This is a genomic window from Polynucleobacter sp. KF022 (assembly GCF_027924105.1).
In the GTDB taxonomy this organism is placed as follows: domain Bacteria; phylum Pseudomonadota; class Gammaproteobacteria; order Burkholderiales; family Burkholderiaceae; genus Polynucleobacter.
On record NZ_AP026972.1, the window covers coordinates 1 to 17,586 of the forward strand.

Annotated in this window: 17 protein-coding genes; all 17 read left to right on the forward strand. The window is 45.1% G+C overall.

Translation table 11 applies throughout. From position 1 onward, the window contains the following. Positions 1–100 precede the first annotated feature (100 nt). The gene (gene dnaA, locus PKF022_RS00005) at positions 101–1,525 is read left to right on the forward strand and encodes a chromosomal replication initiator protein DnaA (protein ID WP_281776745.1); all 1,425 of its coding nucleotides are present in this window, start codon (positions 101–103) and stop codon (positions 1,523–1,525) included. A gap of 264 nt (positions 1,526–1,789) precedes the next feature. Continuing rightward, positions 1,790–2,905, forward strand: a complete 1,116-nt coding sequence (gene dnaN / locus PKF022_RS00010; protein ID WP_281776746.1) for a DNA polymerase III subunit beta — start codon at positions 1,790–1,792, stop codon at positions 2,903–2,905. An 11-nt stretch (positions 2,906–2,916) separates the two neighbouring features. Then, positions 2,917–5,415 carry a DNA topoisomerase (ATP-hydrolyzing) subunit B gene (gene gyrB, locus PKF022_RS00015; RefSeq protein ID WP_281776747.1) on the forward strand — a complete coding sequence of 833 codons (2,499 nt, stop codon included), beginning with the start codon at positions 2,917–2,919 and terminating at the stop codon, positions 5,413–5,415. A 2-nt stretch (positions 5,416–5,417) separates the two neighbouring features. Further along, positions 5,418–5,912, forward strand: a complete 495-nt coding sequence (locus PKF022_RS00020) for an SET domain-containing protein-lysine N-methyltransferase (RefSeq protein WP_281776748.1) — start codon at positions 5,418–5,420, stop codon at positions 5,910–5,912. A 2-nt stretch (positions 5,913–5,914) separates the two neighbouring features. Beyond that, entirely contained in the window at positions 5,915–6,139 is a 225-nt protein-coding gene (locus tag PKF022_RS00025; RefSeq protein WP_216231910.1) for a DUF3717 domain-containing protein, read from the forward strand. 106 nt (positions 6,140–6,245) lie between these two features. Beyond that, entirely contained in the window at positions 6,246–7,013 is a 768-nt protein-coding gene (locus PKF022_RS00030) for an ABC transporter ATP-binding protein (protein WP_216231056.1), read from the forward strand. After that, on the forward strand, positions 7,010–7,714 hold the full coding sequence (locus tag PKF022_RS00035; protein ID WP_281776749.1) for an ABC transporter ATP-binding protein: 705 nt from the start codon (positions 7,010–7,012) through the stop codon (positions 7,712–7,714). Before PKF022_RS00030 ends, PKF022_RS00035 begins: the two co-directional genes overlap by 4 nt. 22 nt (positions 7,715–7,736) lie before the next feature. Next, positions 7,737–8,963, forward strand: coding sequence for an ABC transporter substrate-binding protein (locus PKF022_RS00040; RefSeq protein ID WP_281776750.1), 1,227 nt, complete (start codon positions 7,737–7,739; stop codon positions 8,961–8,963). A 16-nt stretch (positions 8,964–8,979) separates the two neighbouring features. Continuing rightward, entirely contained in the window at positions 8,980–9,900 is a 921-nt protein-coding gene (locus PKF022_RS00045) for a branched-chain amino acid ABC transporter permease (RefSeq protein ID WP_216231060.1), read from the forward strand. 2 nt (positions 9,901–9,902) lie between these two features. Next, positions 9,903–10,832, forward strand: a complete 930-nt coding sequence (locus PKF022_RS00050) for a branched-chain amino acid ABC transporter permease (protein WP_216231061.1) — start codon at positions 9,903–9,905, stop codon at positions 10,830–10,832. Positions 10,833–10,956: 124 nt separating this feature from the next. After that, positions 10,957–11,694, forward strand: a complete 738-nt coding sequence (locus PKF022_RS00055; RefSeq protein WP_281776751.1) for a TSUP family transporter — start codon at positions 10,957–10,959, stop codon at positions 11,692–11,694. Between the two features lie 106 nt (positions 11,695–11,800). Continuing rightward, positions 11,801–13,723 carry a tRNA uridine-5-carboxymethylaminomethyl(34) synthesis enzyme MnmG gene (mnmG, locus tag PKF022_RS00060; protein WP_281776752.1) on the forward strand — a complete coding sequence of 641 codons (1,923 nt, stop codon included), beginning with the start codon at positions 11,801–11,803 and terminating at the stop codon, positions 13,721–13,723. After that, positions 13,716–14,384: a 16S rRNA (guanine(527)-N(7))-methyltransferase RsmG gene (rsmG, locus tag PKF022_RS00065; protein ID WP_216231066.1), complete on the forward strand. Its 669-nt coding sequence runs from the start codon at positions 13,716–13,718 to the stop codon at positions 14,382–14,384. Before mnmG ends, rsmG begins: the two co-directional genes overlap by 8 nt. Before the next feature lie 18 nt (positions 14,385–14,402). Beyond that, positions 14,403–15,173, forward strand: a complete 771-nt coding sequence (locus tag PKF022_RS00070) for an AAA family ATPase (RefSeq protein ID WP_281776753.1) — start codon at positions 14,403–14,405, stop codon at positions 15,171–15,173. Positions 15,174–15,196: 23 nt separating this feature from the next. Then, the gene (locus PKF022_RS00075) at positions 15,197–16,087 is read left to right on the forward strand and encodes a ParB/RepB/Spo0J family partition protein (RefSeq protein ID WP_281776754.1); all 891 of its coding nucleotides are present in this window, start codon (positions 15,197–15,199) and stop codon (positions 16,085–16,087) included. A gap of 69 nt (positions 16,088–16,156) precedes the next feature. Next, the gene (locus PKF022_RS00080) at positions 16,157–16,651 is read left to right on the forward strand and encodes an ATP synthase subunit I (RefSeq protein ID WP_281776755.1); all 495 of its coding nucleotides are present in this window, start codon (positions 16,157–16,159) and stop codon (positions 16,649–16,651) included. A 40-nt stretch (positions 16,652–16,691) separates the two neighbouring features. Beyond that, complete coding sequence (atpB, locus tag PKF022_RS00085) at positions 16,692–17,567, forward strand: F0F1 ATP synthase subunit A (protein ID WP_281776756.1); 876 nt, start codon at positions 16,692–16,694, stop codon at positions 17,565–17,567. Positions 17,568–17,586: the final 19 nt, after the last annotated feature.

The following is a 17,586-nucleotide window of genomic DNA, read 5'->3' on the forward strand; positions in this document are numbered from 1 at the left end:
TAGAGAATTTTTTATTATTCACAAGTTATCCACAGCTTTTCCACGTTTTTTTACCTTGTGGATAACTTTGCGGGATCGCTACAATGGATCCTCCAAAAATATGAGCAACTTACACAATCCCCCCGCCTTGAATTCAATTAGCCCACTGGGGTTTTGGGACGAAGCCATTGGCATTTTGTCCCGCGAACTGTCGCCCCAACAGTTTAAAACATGGATTCAGCCACTAACACTCTTGTCTTTTATTGAAAGTGATGACTCACTGACAATTGGCGCCCCCAATAGATTTAAGTTGGACTGGATTAAGAAAACGTTTGCCGATCGGTTCCAAGAGTTGGCATCCCACTACTTTGGAAGGCCTATTAATGTGGGCTTTACATTGGCGACGGAGGCGAGCCCAGAGAGCAAAAGTGTTGTTGCACCTGAAGAGACACAACAAAAGGTGGTTGTTTCAGAGGTTTCAGAGCCTGTTATTTCTGTCGAAGATGGAGGTTTTGAAATTGAGGACCACTCAAAATTAAACCCAAATCTCACCTTTGAAACATTTGTTACAGGTAAAGCGAACCAGTTGGCAAGAGCGGCGTCTATTCAAGTTGCCCACAATCCAGGCACATCCTATAACCCCATGTTTTTATATGGCGGGGTGGGTTTAGGCAAAACACACTTAATTCACGCGATTGGTAATCACCTTCTAAAAGAGAAGCCTAACGCTCGAATTCGTTACATCCATGCCGAGCAATACGTTTCTGATGTGGTCCGCGCATACCAACAAAAGGCTTTTGATCGTTTTAAGCGCTACTACCACTCATTAGATCTATTGTTAATTGACGACATTCAATTTTTTAGTGGCAAATCAAGAACGCAAGAGGAGTTCTTTTATGCGTTTGAAGCGTTATTAAGCAATAAGTCTCAAGTCATCATCACGAGTGATACCTACCCCAAAGAAATGGCTGGTATCGACGATCGCCTAATTTCACGCTTTGATTCTGGGCTTACGGTGGCGATTGAGCCCCCAGAACTCGAAATGCGGGTTGCTATTTTGATGAAAAAGGCAATTAATGAAGGTATCCCCATGAGTGAGGATGTGGCTTTCTTTGTTGCCAAACACCTCCGCTCAAATGTTAGGGAATTAGAGGGCGCTTTGAGAAAAATCTTGGCGTTTGTTCGCTTTCATGGGAAAGAGGTCACCATTGAGGTTGCTAGAACGGCCCTAAAAGATCTACTTTCAATCCAAAATCGACAAATTTCAGTCGAAAACATTCAAAAATCTGTTGCTGACTTTTACAGCATTAAGGTTGCGGACATGTACTCCAAGAAGCGCCCAGCAAACATTGCTAGACCACGCCAAATCGCGATGTTTATGGCTAAAGAATTGACACAAAAAAGTCTTCCTGAGATTGGAGAGTTGTTTGGTGGCAGGGATCACACAACCGTTTTGCATGCTGTTCGCAAGATTGCAGACGAACGTGCTCATGACAGTCAACTAAACCATGAAATCCACGTTATCGAGCAAACCTTGAAGGCATAATTTTTGGGTTGTGGATAAGCCTATGGAGAACCATAGGGATAAGTTTGGGGATTACATGTGGATAAATTGTGGAAAGTCTCAGCTTCATGCAAAAATAGGGTGTTGATAAAAAGTTATCCCCGTTTTATGCAGTGTTTATACAAGAGTTTTCCACAAGTTTTTTAGCGTTTAATGTGTTGTTTTATAAAGGGTTTTTGACTTATCCACGGAATTTCAAACCCTTATTACTATTACTACTAAGATATATACAAGGATTTAAAAGCAATGCAACTCGTTAACACTTCTCGCGATAGCTTACTAAAACCCCTTCAGGTTGTTAGTGGAATTGTTGAACGCAGACATACACTGCCAATTTTGGCAAATCTCTTATTTAAGAAAGTAGGAGAGAAAGTTTCTTTTATCTCTACTGATATTGAAATTCAAATTACAACTAATGCGAATTTTGGTGTCGGTACTGAGGATGTCACAACTACTGTTGCTGCAAGAAAATTGTTAGACATTTTGCGTGCTCTACCTGAGGGACCAGTGTCTTTAAATCTTAAAGACAATAAGATGGTGGTTCAGAGCGGTAAGAGCCGTTTTTCTTTACAGACACTATCTGCAACCGAATTTCCTGTAATGCAAAGCGTCGGTGAAGTTACTGCTGCATGGAAGATGTCTCAGAAGAGCTTCCGTCAACTCATTAGTCAAGTGCACTTTTCAATGGCGCAGCAAGATATTCGTTATTACTTGAATGGTATGTTGTTGGTGATTGAGGGTAAAGAGGTGGTGGCCGTGGCAACTGATGGTCATCGTCTTGCGTATTCACAAGTTGAATTAGCCGAAGCGCCCACTGGCGCAGGTCAAAAACAAGAAATTATCATTCCCCGCAAAACTATTTTGGAATGCCAACATTTATTGGAGGACTCTGAAGAGCCTCTTGAAATTAGCTTGACCGCAAATCAAGTGAAGTTTTCTTTTGGTGATATTGAGTTGATTTCAAAATTAGTTGAAGGAAAATTCCCTGACTTCCAAAGAGTTATTCCAAAAGGTCAAAAAAACTCTTTAGTAGTTGGTCGAGATGCACTGCAATCCGCTCTTCAGCGTGCAGCCATTTTGACAACAGATAAATTTAAGGGTGTTCGTTTCTCTTTATCTCCTAATCGCATCACAATTCAATCAACCAACGCTGAACAAGAAGAGGCGCAAGAAGAGATTGAGACTGAATATGCTGGTGATGCAGTGGAGATTGGTTTTAATGTAAGTTACTTACTTGATGTTTTATCCAATCTTAAGAGTGAAAAAATTCAAATTAGTTTGGGTGATGCGAACAGTAGTGCTGTGATTACTCTGCCTGGCTCAGAGAGTTTTAAGTATGTTGTGATGCCAATGCGTATTTAACTTAGAAAAAAATGACTGAAGAAAAAAAAGTAGTAGAGCAGTACGGCGCTGCATCGATTCAAATCCTAGAGGGTCTTGAGGCTGTTCGTAAACGTCCTGGTATGTATATCGGGGATACATCCGATGGAACTGGCTTGCATCACCTTGTCTTTGAAGTTTTAGATAACTCTATTGATGAAGCTTTAGCTGGATATTGTTCAGAGATTACGGTTGTTATTCAAACTGATAACTCAATTTCTATTGTTGACAACGGACGCGGTGTTCCTACTGGTATTAAGTACGACGACAAACACGAACCCAAGAGAAGTGCTGCAGAAATTGTGATGACTGAGCTGCATGCAGGCGGTAAGTTTGACCAAAATAGCTATAAAGTTTCTGGTGGTTTACATGGTGTAGGTGTTAGTTGTGTGAATGCATTATCTAAATGGTTGAAGTTGACCATTCGTCGTGATGGCAAAGCTCACCATATGGAGTTTGCCCGCGGCGTTATTCAAAATCGTAACGTTGTTGATGAGAACGGTGTGTTGGTTTCACCAATTACGGTAACTGGCGATACAGAACTTTCAGGGACTGAGGTTCACTTTTTGGCTGACGAGACAATTTTTGGAAACGTAGAATTCCATTATGAAATCTTAGTTAAACGTATTCGTGAGCTTTCCTTCTTAAATAATGGCGTACACATTAAGTTGATTGATCAACGCACAGGCCAAGAAGAAGATTTTGCGTTTTCTGGCGGTGTTAAGGGATTTGTTGAGTACATCAATCAAACTAAAAATGTTTTGCATCCAAACATTTTTTACGCTGAAGGTGTTCGTCCCTCGGATCTTGGTGGTCAAATTACTGCTGAAGTGTCTATGCAGTGGAATGACAGCTTTAGTGAACAGGTGCTTTGCTTTACTAACAACATTCCACAACGAGATGGCGGAACCCATTTAACCGGCTTACGCGCTGCAATGACTCGTGTCATTAATAAATATATTGATGAAAATGAGGTTGCTAAAAAGGCTAAAGTTGAAATTTCTGGTGATGACATGCGCGAAGGCTTGGCATGTGTATTGTCAGTAAAAGTTCCTGAGCCAAAATTCTCCAGCCAAACCAAAGACAAACTGGTTTCTAGCGAAGTTCGTGGACCTGTAGAGGAAATTGTTGCTGAAGCATTGAGCGCTTATCTGCAAGAGCGCCCAGCAGACGCTAAGATTTTGTGCGGCAAGATTGTTGACGCAGCGCGTGCTCGCGAAGCAGCACGCAAAGCGCGGGACATGACTCGTCGCAAAGGCGCTTTAGATGGATTGGGCTTGCCCGGAAAGTTGGCGGACTGCCAAGAAAAAGACCCGTCAAAATCTGAGCTGTTTATTGTCGAGGGTGATTCTGCGGGCGGCTCTGCTAAGCAAGGACGCGATCGCCGCTTCCAAGCAATTCTCCCCTTAAAAGGCAAAATCCTAAACGTTGAAAAAGCCCGCTTCGACAAAATGCTCGCAAGCCAAGAAGTGGTTACTTTAATTACCGTTCTTGGTACGGGTATTGGTATTGAAGAATATAAGGCAGACAAACTGCGCTATCACCGCATCATCATCATGACCGACGCGGACGTAGACGGAAGCCACATTCGAACTTTGCTATTAACTTTCTTCTATAGACAAATGCCAGAGTTGATTGAGCGTGGCCACATCTATATCGCCCAACCACCGCTTTATAAAGTGAAGTTTGGTAAAAGCGAACGGTACATTAAAGATGACAACGAACTGAATCAACTGTTGCTGACAATTGCTCTTGAAACCGCCTCTCTACAAACACCATCCGGCGAAGTTATTGAGGGCGACGCATTAAACGAGTTAGCAAAACACTACCAAGTAATTCAGTCCATCGTTGACCGCTTATCTCGCACTATCGATGAAGATGCTTTGCGCGCCATTGCTTCAGGCACCTCATTAAATCTGGATACTGAAAAATCAGCCAATGAGTCCGCTAATCGTCTAAGACAAGCGCTAGCCGACTCTTTAAATCCATTGGCTGTGGCACCTGAAATCATTGTGCAAAAAGAAGATCGCACAGAGCGTTTCCGCTTGCTGCTGTCCCGCCGCATTCATGGAAACCTCAAGCTGTCTTCCATTAACTCTGATTTTGTCCATGGTGATGACTATCAAAGCTTAGCAAATGCCGCCGCCGTTTTGTCAGGCAAGGTGGTTCCGGGTTCCAAAGTTCGTCGTGGCGATCCAGACAAGAATCAAAAAGAGCAAACTATTGCAGACTTTAGGGCGGCATTTGCGTGGTTGCTAACTGAGGCTGAGCGCGTATTAAGTCGTCAGCGCTATAAGGGTCTTGGTGAGATGAATCCATCACAATTGTGGGAAACCACCATGGATGCAAGCTCAAGAACCCTCTTGCAAGTAAAGATCGAAGATGCGATTGCTGCTGACCAGGTCTTTACAACACTAATGGGCGACGAGGTTGAGCCTCGTCGAGCGTTCATTGAAAAGAACGCCCTGATTGCTCGTAACCTAGACGTTTAAAAATGGCAGCTAAAAAATTAAAACCACCAAAGGTGGACAGATCTTCCATTGTTGTTAAATCCTCCCCAATTCATGGCAAAGGTGTATTCGTAGCCAAACCCATTAAAAAGGGCGCGGCCATTATTGAGTACAAGGGCGAACGTATTAGTTGGAAGTTGGCTGAAAAGCGTCACCCGCATGACCCCAAAGACCCAAATCACACTTTCTATTTTTCATTAGAGGATGGCCGTGTGATTGATGCGAAATATGGCGGCAATGCCGCGCGCTGGATTAATCACTCATGCAAGCCTATTTGTGAAACCCGTGAAGACACCTTCGACGGCGAGCCAAGGGTCTTTATTTACGCCAAGCGCGCCCTCAAAGTTGGTGAAGAGTTGTTTTATGACTATTCATTAGATATCGAGGGAAAAATTACCAAGCAAATGAAAAAAGATTATGAATGCCGTTGTGGCGCTAAAAAGTGCCGCGGTACCATGCTAGCAACCAAAGAGAAGTAAAAATAACTTTCATGCTGTTTGTAACAATCCAAGAGCTAGAGGCGGCAATCAATTATTGGCGTAGTCAATCACCCTCCGAGGGTGATGAGCTGCGTCTTTGCCCTGAAGCTGCGGCGCTTGCCAAGCCTTATGCGCTCATGATTGTGCAGGGCGCACAGCGCATACCAGTAGATGTCCTTGATGAGCTTGCGCGTTCCGCAATTCAACAATTTCAAAAAATAGCTTAAACATTTTTTGATTATTTTGTCCGAGTTGTTTAGGGTTATTGCTATATATAGCGAAGCTATCTTGGAGTATTCTCATATTCTTGCTCCCAAGTAGGGGGTAGAGGGTATGAGATTGCAAGAAACAATATTAAAAACAATTGGACTAGGGAAATCATTTAAAGGATTTTCTGCGGTTACTGATGTGAACCTAGATGTCACTCGGGGAACCATTCACGCCTTGATTGGGCCGAATGGGGCCGGCAAAACCACCTGCTTTAATTTACTAACTAAATTTTTAGAGCCCAGTAGTGGTCAAATCTTGTTCAATGGTTTTGACATTACTAATGAGGCCCCCGCACAAATTGCGCGGCGCGGGGTTATTCGATCTTTTCAAATTTCAGCAGTTTTCCCACACCTCACGGTATTGGAGAATGTTCGTGTTGCACTGCAGCGAGGCTTGGGAACAGAGTTCCATTTCTGGAAATCCGGCGATTCGCTAAATGTTTTAAATGATCGTGCCTTGGAGCTCCTGCATGAAGTGGGGCTTGAGGATTTTGCGCACGAAGAAACCTTAAATCTGGCATATGGCCGCAAAAGGGCGCTTGAAATTGCAACCACGTTGGCTATGGAGCCGGAGCTCATGCTCTTGGATGAGCCAACTCAGGGCATGGGTCACGAGGATGTAGAGCGTGTAACCGAATTAATTGATCGTGTTGCCAAAGGGCGGACGATTCTCATGGTTGAGCACAACATGAAGGTGGTTTCTTCTATTGCTGACCGAATTACCGTATTGCAGCGCGGCTCAGTTTTGGCCGAAGGGTCCTATCACGAGGTTTCTAACAACCCATTGGTTGTTGAGGCCTATATGGGAAGCCATGGGGGAGACAACCTATGAGCACCATGGCATTAGAGGTTAAAAACCTAGAGTCTTGGTATGGCGAGTCACACATTTTGCACGGTGTAAATTTTGCCGTGCGAGATGGGGAGGTTGTGACCTTGCTTGGAAGAAATGGCGCCGGAAGAAGCACCATTCTGAAAACGATTTTGGGACTAACAAGCAAAAGAACTGGTTCGGTAGAGGTTTATGGTACCCAGACAATTTCGATGCCTACATACAAGATTGCGCGCCTGGGTGTCGGTTTTTGTCCCGAAGAAAGAGGGATTTTTGCAAGCTTAAGCACCGAAGAGAACTTGTTGCTTTTGCCGGAGATTGCCCCTGGCGGTATGGGTTTAGATGAAATATATGAAATGTTCCCCAATCTCTACGAGAGAAGAAATAGCCCTGGCACTCGTCTTTCTGGTGGCGAGCAGCAAATGTTGGCTATGGCTCGTATTTTGAGGACGGGCGCCAAACTTCTATTGCTTGATGAAATTACCGAAGGTTTGGCACCGGTTATTGTGCAAAAACTTGGAGAGGTTGTAACTAGTCTACGCAATAAAGGGTTCACCATTGTTTTAGTTGAACAAAATTTCCGTTTTGCGGCACCTTTGGCTGATCGCCATTATGTTGTTGAACATGGAAATGTGGTTGAGGTTGTAAGTCAGAACGAGCTTGCTGAAAAAGCAGCTTTATTAAATGAGTATCTAGGTGTTTAATGGATTTCTATAGGAGATGGCAATGAAGTTAAAGCAAATAACCGCGTGTCTGGTTGCGGCGACCATGTTTGGTTCAAACCCAGTGTTTGCGCAAGGCGCACCGAAGGTTAGTGGCGATGTTATTAAGATTGGTGTGTTAACCGACCTTTCCTCAACCTATTCTGACTTGGCTGGCCCGGGCGCTGTAATCGCGGCAAAGATGGCGATTGCAGATTTTTCTAAAGACGGCACTGTAATTGGCAAGAAGATTGAGTTAGTTAGCGCTGATCACCAAAACAAGGCCGACATTGCTGCAAACAAGGCTCGCGAGTGGTACGACAAAGACGGTGTTGACGTTATTGTTGAGTTGGTTTCAACCAACGTGGCCTTGGCTGTAATGGAAGTGGCCGAACAAAAGAACAAGATTACTTTGGTTTCTGGCGCAGCATCCTTGCCAATTACCAATGAAAAATGTACAGCGAACAATGTTCACTGGACCTATGACACTTATGCACTCTCAAACGGCACAGCTAAAGCCGTTGTTAAACAAGGTAAAAAGAACTGGTACTTCCTTACTGCGGACTATGCTTTCGGCGCAGCATTGGAAAGAGATTCAACCAACGTTGTTAACGCTAATGGCGGCAAGGTATTGGGCACTAGCAAGCACCCATTCCCAAACAGCGACTTTTCTTCTTACCTCTTAAAGGCCCAGGCTAGTGGTGCAGATGTGGTTGCTTTAGCAAATGCCGGTCAAGATACTATTAATAGCGTTAAACAAGCTTCCGAGTTTGGCATTAACAAAAAGCAAACTGTTGTGCCTTTGTTGATGTTTATTACTGACGTTCACTCTTTGGGTTTAAATGCTGCACAAGGCATGTACCTTACAGAAGGCTTCTACTGGGATAGAGATGAAAAGACTCGCGCTTTTTCAAAACGCTTCATCTTGCAACACAAGCGTATGCCATCTAGCGTTCAAGCTGGCGTTTACTCATCTGTTCTTGCTTATTTAACTGCCGTACAAAAAGCTGGTACTGATGACACCCAAGCGGTGATGAAGGCATTGAAGTCTACAAACATTGATGACGGTCTTTTCAAAGGCAAGATTCGTGCTGACGGCAAGTTTGAGCATGACATGTACTTGCTAGAAGTGAAGAAGCCTTCAGAGTCTACAAGCCCATGGGATTACTACAACGTGAAGGCAGTTATTCCTGCTGCTGAAGCAACTCAACCACTTTCATTGTCACGATGCAAGTTGGTTACTAACAAGTAATTGAACTCTATTAAGCATGTTTGAACTTCTTGGAATTACCCCTCAAGGGCTGGTTGCCCAGCTCTTGGTGGGGCTTATTAATGGCTCGTTCTATGCCATATTGAGTTTGGGATTGGCCATTATTTTTGGCCTTCTCAACATCATTAATTTTGCGCATGGTGCTCAGTACACCATGGGTGCTTTTATTGCCTGGATTGGTTTAACTCAAATTAGCCAATGGCTTGGCTTTCCTGAGCTATCAATCAATTATTGGTTTGCTTTAATTGTGGTTCCGTTGGTATTGGCGGGCTTTGGCTTGATCCTTGAGCGCACGATGTTGCGCCGTTTGTATCACTTGGACCATCTATACGGACTATTGCTGACTTTTGGTTTGGCGCTCATTATTGAGGGCATGTTCCGTCATTGGTATGGAATCTCTGGTGAAAGCTATCCAGCCCCAGAGATGCTGCAGGGCGCCATTCCCTTGGAGTCTATCGGCATTATTCTGCCGAAGTATCGTGTATGGGTGGTGGTTATCTCCTTGGTTGTTTGCTTCTCCACTTGGTATGTGATTGAGAGAACAAAGCTGGGCGCCTATTTGCGCGCGGGAACTGAAAATCCAAAGCTGTTGCAGGCTTTCGGTATTAATGTGCCTTTGATGATTTCGTTGGCTTACGCCTATGGCGTTGGCTTGGCTGGTTTTGCTGGCGTTTTAGCGGCCCCTATTTTTCAAGTGAACCCACTAATGGGCTCCAATCTCATCATCGTTGTTTTTGCGGTGGTAGTCATTGGCGGTATGGGCTCCATCATGGGTGCGATCTTGACCGGTTTAGGTTTGGGCTTGATTGAGGGTCTAACCAAAGTCTTTTATCCAGAGGCTTCCGGAGTTGTAATTTTTGTGATCATGGCAATTGTTTTGTTAATTCGTCCTGCCGGACTATTTGGGCGGGAGAAATAAATATGAATCCAAAAACAAAATTGCTCTACGGAATTTTGGTCCTCATTGGACTGTTATTGCCATTCCAAGATTTTATTTATCTTGTGTTTGCGATGAAGGTTTTATGTTTCGCATTGTTCGCATGCGCATTTAATTTGCTTCTAGGTTTTACAGGCTTGCTGTCATTTGGCCACGCTGCATTCTTTGGAACAGCAGCATATATCACCGCTTACTTTTGTAAAGAGGCCGGCCTTTCGCCTGAGTTAGGCATTGTTTTAGGTGTGGCTGGTTCCGGTATTCTCGGGTTCTTAATTGGTGCATTGGCGATTCGTAGACAAGGTATTTATTTTGCGATGGTGACCTTGGCACTCTCGCAAATGATTTACTTTTTAGCCGTTCAGATGCCATTTACCGGTGGTGAGGACGGCATTCAGGGTGTGCCTCGTGGAATGTTATTTGGTCTGATTGACTTAAAGAATGACGTTGCGATGTATTACTTTGTATTGGCCGTTTTCTTATTTGGTTTTGCGCTCATCATGCGCGCTGTTCACTCTCCATTCGGTCAGGTGCTCAAGGCCATTCGCGAGAATGAGCCGCGTGCAATTTCTTTGGGTTATGACGTCGATAGATTTAAGTTAATGTCTTTTGTAATTTCTGCAGCGCTGTCCGGCTTGGCCGGGTCCATGAAATCTTTGGTATTCCAGTTGGCCACACTGACCGATGTTCATTGGCATATGTCGGGTGAAGTTGTATTGATGACTTTGCTTGGTGGAATGGGAACTATTCTTGGCCCAGTAGTTGGCGCGGGAATTGTTGTTGGTTTGCAAAACTATCTAGCTAACATTGGATCTTGGAGCACAATTGCCACTGGATTTATTTTTGTAATTTGCGTTCTAGCTTTCCGTCGCGGCGTTGTTGGTGAAATCGCTGCGCACTTCAAAAACAAAAACTAATTTTTGTTTTTTCCTTTTATTATTTGGTTTTAGTGTGACGGCAATTTTTAATTGCGTCACACCCATTTAATTAAAAGAGACTCTCATCGAATTTTCAATTTATATCTGGCCACTGCTTTTAGCGATGGCTTTTTTTGCCGGGCTGGTTGATGCGGTGGCTGGTGGTGGTGGCCTAATTCAGGTCCCCGCTCTTTTTGCAGCCTACCCAGATGCGCCGCCCGCAACCCTGCTCTCAACCAATAAGGTGTCTGCGGTTGGCGGTACGCTCAATGCTGCGCGAAGATATTTACGGCACGTGTCTTTGCCGTGGGCTGTAGTTGGCCCCGCAATTGTTGCGGGTTTTCTTGGTTCGTTATTGGGCGCTAATGCGGTAAGCAACTTTCCGGCAGAACCACTTCGCAAGGCTTTGCCTTTTGTATTGTTATTTCTATTGTTGTACACCTGGTTTCAGCCTTCGCTCGGTGAGGCCCACGCGCCAAAAATCCTTGGACGCTTTCAACAGCTTAAGGCAGCAATTCTTGGTTTAACAATTGGTTTTTATGACGGCTTCTTTGGTCCGGGCACGGGCAGCTTCTTGCTGTTTGGTTTTGTTCGCTTCTTCAGCTTTGATTTTCTGCATGCTTCTGCTGCAACAAAGCTGGTAAACGTTGCAACCAATCTGGCGGCTATTTTGATGCTAGCCAGCCTTGGGCAAATTAACTGGACGCTTGGTTTTGCCATGATGATTGCCAATATTGCTGGCAGCCAATTTGGAAGTCGCCTAGCAATTAAGCACGGCAGCACCTTTGTTAGAAAGGCTTTTCTGGTTATTGTGAGCGTGCTCATTTTGAAGTCTGCCTGGAACGCTTATTTCGTCAATTAAATCAATTACTTAGAATTCACTCGTTCAATTTTCTAGGAATTTGTGATGTTTTGTTTCACGTGAAACAAACAAAATGCTATGATCATCGCCCTATCTGAGGCAAATCATGCGTTATTCCAAAAATTTCGATGTCATTGTGGTTGGTGGCGGTCATGCCGGGACTGAGGCTGCCCTCGCCTCTGCGCGCATGGGTTGTGACACGTTATTAATTACACATAGCATTGAAAATTTAGGCGCTATGAGCTGCAACCCTTCGATCGGCGGCATCGGCAAAGGCCACTTAGTTAAAGAAATTGATGCTATGGGCGGCGCTATGGCTGCCGCTACTGATGAGGCCGGCATTCAGTTTCGGATTTTGAATTCAAGCAAGGGCCCCGCTGTACGAGCTACTCGTGCCCAGGGCGATCGCGTTCTCTACAAAGCGGCAATTCGCCGTCGTCTAGAAAACCAAACCAATTTAAGTTTGTTTCAGGCTGCTGTTGATGACCTATTGGTTAAGGGTGATGAGGTGCAGGGTGTTGTTACCCAAATGGGCCTGGAATTTATGGCCAAAAAGGTGGTACTTACAGCGGGCACCTTTTTGGATGGCAAGATTCACGTTGGGCTAAATAATTATGCCGGTGGTCGCGCTGGCGACCCCGCAGCAATTTCTTTGTCTGCTAGGTTAAAGGAGTTAAAACTTCCTCAGGGCAGGCTTAAAACGGGTACCCCACCCCGAATTGACGGTAGAACAATAGATTTCTCGGTAATGTTGGAGCAGCCTGGGGATTTAGACCCTGTTCCGGTGTTTTCTTATTTGGGTCGTCCAGAGCAGCATCCTAGACAGGTTCCCTGCTGGATTTCTCATACCAATGAACGAACCCACGACATTATTCGTGGAGGATTAGATCGTTCACCAATGTATACCGGGGTGATCGAGGGGGTCGGTCCCCGCTACTGCCCTTCCATTGAAGACAAGATTCACCGCTTTGCCTCTAGAAATAGCCATCAGATCTTTCTAGAGCCAGAGGGATTAACAACTAACGAGTTTTATCCAAACGGGATCTCTACGAGCCTGCCCTTTGACGTGCAGTGGGATTTGGTTCGAAGCATCCGGGGCATGGAGTCTGCAGTAATCGTGCGGCCAGGGTATGCAATTGAATACGATTTCTTTGATCCGCGCCAATTGCGCCATAGTCTAGAGACTAGGGTTATTGGCGGCCTTTACTTTGCGGGCCAGATCAACGGCACCACGGGTTATGAAGAGGCTGCGGCGCAGGGAATGCTGGCCGGCATCAACGCTGGTTTAGCCGCTAAAGGAAAAGAGCCTTGGTTGCCTAAGCGTAGCGAGTCTTACATAGGTGTTTTGGTTGATGATCTGATCACTCGCGGGGTTCAAGAACCCTATCGCATGTTTACAAGCCGAGCCGAATATCGTCTGAGCTTACGGGAAGATAACGCTGATATGCGTTTGACTACTATTGGGCGAGAGTTGGGCCTGGTCGATGACTATCGCTGGGAAGTGTTTTGTAGGAAACAGGAGGCTGTTTCACGTGAAACATCTCGTTTGCAGAATATTTGGGTGGGCCCCAAGAGCGAGGCCGCCCCGTTTGTTTCTCAATTGTTGGGGCAAGATCTTTCCCATGAATGTAGTTTGGCTGAGCTTCTGAGGCGCCCAGGTATTACTTATGAGGCGATTACGGCTCTGGACAGCGGAATGTGGGCCCCAGAATCTTTGGATGAAGATCTCGGGCTGGCTGCCCAAATAAGCGACCAAGTAGAGATTTCGGTCAAATATCAGGGCTACATCGAGCGTCAAGCGACCGAAATTGCTCGTCAAGAACACAATGAGACATTTCCCCTTCCGGAATCGCTCGATTATTCACAAGTTGTTGGTTTGTCCAAAGAGGTTCAGCAAAAGCTCAACTTGCATAAACCAGAAACATTGGGTCAAGCAGGCCGCATTTCCGGGGTTACCCCCGCAGCCCTTTCCCTTTTATTGGTGCATCTGAAAAAGGGCTTGGGACGCACTCAAGAAACACATGAGTGAGGAGCTTCTTGCTTTAGGAATTGAGGATCTTGGTCTGAAATTAAGTGCGGCCAATATTGCCGATTTAGAGCAATTTTTACAAGAAATGGGACGCTGGAACCAGGTTCATAACCTCACGGCTATTGAGGGCGAACAAGATTCTGTGCGACTCCATCTTATTGATTCTATTGCAGTTTTGCCTGTAATGAGGCGATTTTTAAAAGATGCATCCCCTCGAATTGCAGACCTTGGTTCTGGAGGTGGTTTGCCGGCAGTTCCGATTGCGATTGTTCAGCCGGAGTGGCAACTTTCTTTGATTGAAGCCATACGTAAAAAGACGGCATTCTTGCAGCATGTGCGCGGAAAGTTAAAGTTAAAAAACATTGAAGTACTCTGTGAGCGAGTCGAGGTTGTTGCAGTGCAGCAACCAGCACAGTTTGATGCAGTCATTTCTCGTGCATTTACTAACCTGGCGCGCTTTTTAGAGCTGTCATTACCTTTTCTAAAGCCTGATGGTCTGGTATTTGCAATGAAGGCTAAGCGTGCAGATGATGAAATGAAAGATGTTTCCATGGAGGAGTGGCGCTTAGTCGCCGATGAGCCCCTACATATTCCCAATTTAGCGGTGGAGCGACGCCTTTTGGTGCTCTCCCCCGTGAGAAAATCCACCCTCACCCCTTAAGTAGACCCAAAAGTAGCTATGGCAAAAATATTCTGTATCGCAAATCAAAAAGGCGGCGTTGGCAAGACCACTACTGCCGTTAATTTGGCCGCTGGTTTGGCGGGGCTTAAGCAGCGCGTTTTATTGGTTGACTTAGATCCACAGGGTAATGCAACCATGGGGTCCGGAGTAGAAAAAGCCGAGTTAAATAGCAGCGTATACCAAGTGTTAATTGGTATGGCTTCCGTTAAAGAATGCGCACAGCGTTGTGAAAGTTCTGGCTATGACGTGTTACCAGCCAATCGTGATTTAGCCGGCGCTGAAATTGAATTGGTCGATTTAGATTTGCGCGAAGTGCGATTGAAGGATGCGCTTTCACAGGTCGCTGATGACTACGATTTTATTTTGATCGATTGTCCGCCCGCTTTGTCATTGTTAACACTCAATGGATTGTGCGCAGCAAACGGCGTGATCGTTCCAATGCAATGTGAATATTTTGCGTTGGAAGGATTGTCTGATTTGGTTAACACCATCAAACAAGTGCACGCAAATTTAAATCCAGATTTAGTCATCATTGGATTGTTGCGCGTAATGTTTGACGCGCGCATGACATTGCAACAACAAGTCTCCGATCAGTTGCTCGAACACTTCGGCGACAAAGTTTTCAAGTCCATTATTCCGCGCAACGTGCGCCTAGCCGAAGCCCCTTCCTATGGGCTTCCTGGGGTTGCTTTTGATAAGTCATCGCGTGGCGCAAAAGCGTATCTAGAGTTTGGCGCCGAGATGGTTGAACGCATTAAGCAGATGTAATTTTTAAAGAGAAAATATTGAACATGGTTGCTATTAAGAAAAAAGGCTTAGGTAGAGGTCTTGAAGCTTTGCTTGGAGAAAAAACCCAACAAGCCAGCCCATCCACCGACATTAACCGTTTACCGCTAACAGCTCTTCAGGCAGGCAAATATCAGCCGCGCCAAAAAATGGAAGCGGGCGCATTACAAGAGTTGGCAGAAAGTATTCGTGAACAAGGCGTGATGCAACCGCTGTTAGTTCGTTTGGTGGCCCCCGGCAAATATGAAATCATCGCTGGCGAAAGACGTTTTCGCGCCGCCACTATTGCTGGGTTAAAAGAGGTTCCTGTTTTAGTTTCTGGTGCAGATGATCAAGCCGCCGCCGCAATGGCTTTGGTTGAAAATATGCAGCGTGAAGATTTAAATCCTCTTGAAGAGTCCCAAGGCTTAGCCAGGTTGATCGAGGAGTTTGGTTTTACGCATGAGCAGGCCGCTAAGGCGGTAGGAAAATCTCGCAGTGCCATTACTAACTTGTTACGGCTGGCCCAGCTGGCAAAGCCGGTACAAGCCATGCTGCTGGCTGGTGACATAGACATGGGACATGCCCGCGCGCTACTTCCGCTTCCAGGCTCTAGTCAGGTTGCTCTAGCCCAAAGAATTTCTGCTCAAGGCCTATCAGTCCGTGAAGCGGAAAGAATGACAGCTGCTTTGGTGATTGCTGGCGGTCAAATAGGCGACAAAAAAGCTAAAAGTAAACCTGGTAGCCCAGCAAAAAGCGCCGATCCCGATATGCAGCGTTTAACCCAAGAAATAGCGGATTTAATTGGTTTAAGTACGGAATTTAAGCTTAAAGGCAACGGCGGAGAGCTCAGAATCCGCTTTAGTCAATTTGATGAGCTTGATTCCTTATTAAAAAAGTTGGGTATTGAGTCATAAATAAGGGCGAAAAATGTCCCCAAATCCTTTGACATATTGCAGTGCACACATTAAACTTTCGGGGCTAAATTGATTCCTCAAAAAAATCAATTTTCCGAGGTAAATGAGTGGGATGAGCCCGAAGAAGAAGTAATTCGGGTCTACAGCAAGGAAGAGATTGTTGCGTTGCAGCAAAGCAATGCGACAAAGTACCGAGCGCTTTCACCTTGGAAAATAGTGTTGGCTCAAATGTTGATTACGACTATCAGCATGGTGTTTTGGTCAATTTTTGGGGAGCCGGTAGGGGTAAGCCTTTATACTCAGTCGGCCTTTTTAGGTGGTTTAATTAGCGTCTTGCCCGCAACCCTATTTTTAATCAGGTTGGAGTTGGCAAAAAAATCGCAAATATTGAATCCAGGAAGATTTTTGGCGGCATTAGTTTCAGGCGAATTTATCAAAATCGTCGTGACTTTAATGCTGTTTATTGGGATTGCGTATTTAGTCCCAGGCGTGCTTTGGGTCCCCTTATTGGTGACTTACCTGCTTGCCTTGAAGTGTGTTTGGCTGGCGTGGTTGTGGCGCTAAGTAGTGACAATTGAGATTGAAACAAAGGACTAGTTAAGAGATGTCTAGCGAAGTAAACCAAGCCCACGGGGCAGCAGAACAAATGACGCCAACAGCGTATATTTCTGAGCACTTACAAAACCTCAACAATTCAGGTGGACAACAGACGTCCATTATTGATTTCAGCATTATCAATTTAGACACGATTTTTTGGGCATCCCTCATGGGTTTGCTCGCTGTATTTATTTTGTTGATTGCGGCTCGTCGTGCAACCCCTGGCGTACCAGGTCGTTTCCAGTGCTTTGTTGAAATGATTGTTGAAATGGCAGAGACACAATCTAAGAGCATTGTTCATGGCGATCGTTCTTACATTGCCCCGCTTGCACTATTTGTATTCTTTTGGATCATCTTGCTAAACACTTTGGACTTAGTGCCGGTGGATTGGGTATTGGGTGTAAATCATTTCATTGAAAGTTTTGGCGTGCATGTGCCACACCATAAAGTTGTGCCAACAACTGACCTCAATGCAACGATGGGCATGTCTATGTCTGTTTTGCTCTTGGTTTTCTTTTACAGCTTCAAGGTAAAAGGTTTTGGCGGATTCTTGCATGAGCTCGTTTCTGCACCGTTTGGCGCTAAGTGGTACTTGGCCCCATTTAACCTTGCTTTGAACATCATCGAATATCTTGCAAAAGGCGTTTCATTGGGAATGCGACTTTTCGGCAACATGTATGCCGGCGAGCTGGTTTTCTTATTGATCGCACTGCTAGGTAGTGTGTGGACATTTAATTTAGATTTATCCCTGTTCGGATTGGTGGGCCATGTTATTGCTGGATCAGCTTGGGCCATCTTCCACATTTTGGTTATTTTGTTGCAAGCCTTTATTTTCATGATGTTGACCTTGGTCTACATCGGGCAAGCGCATAGCCATCACTAAGATTTTTATTTTTAACTTA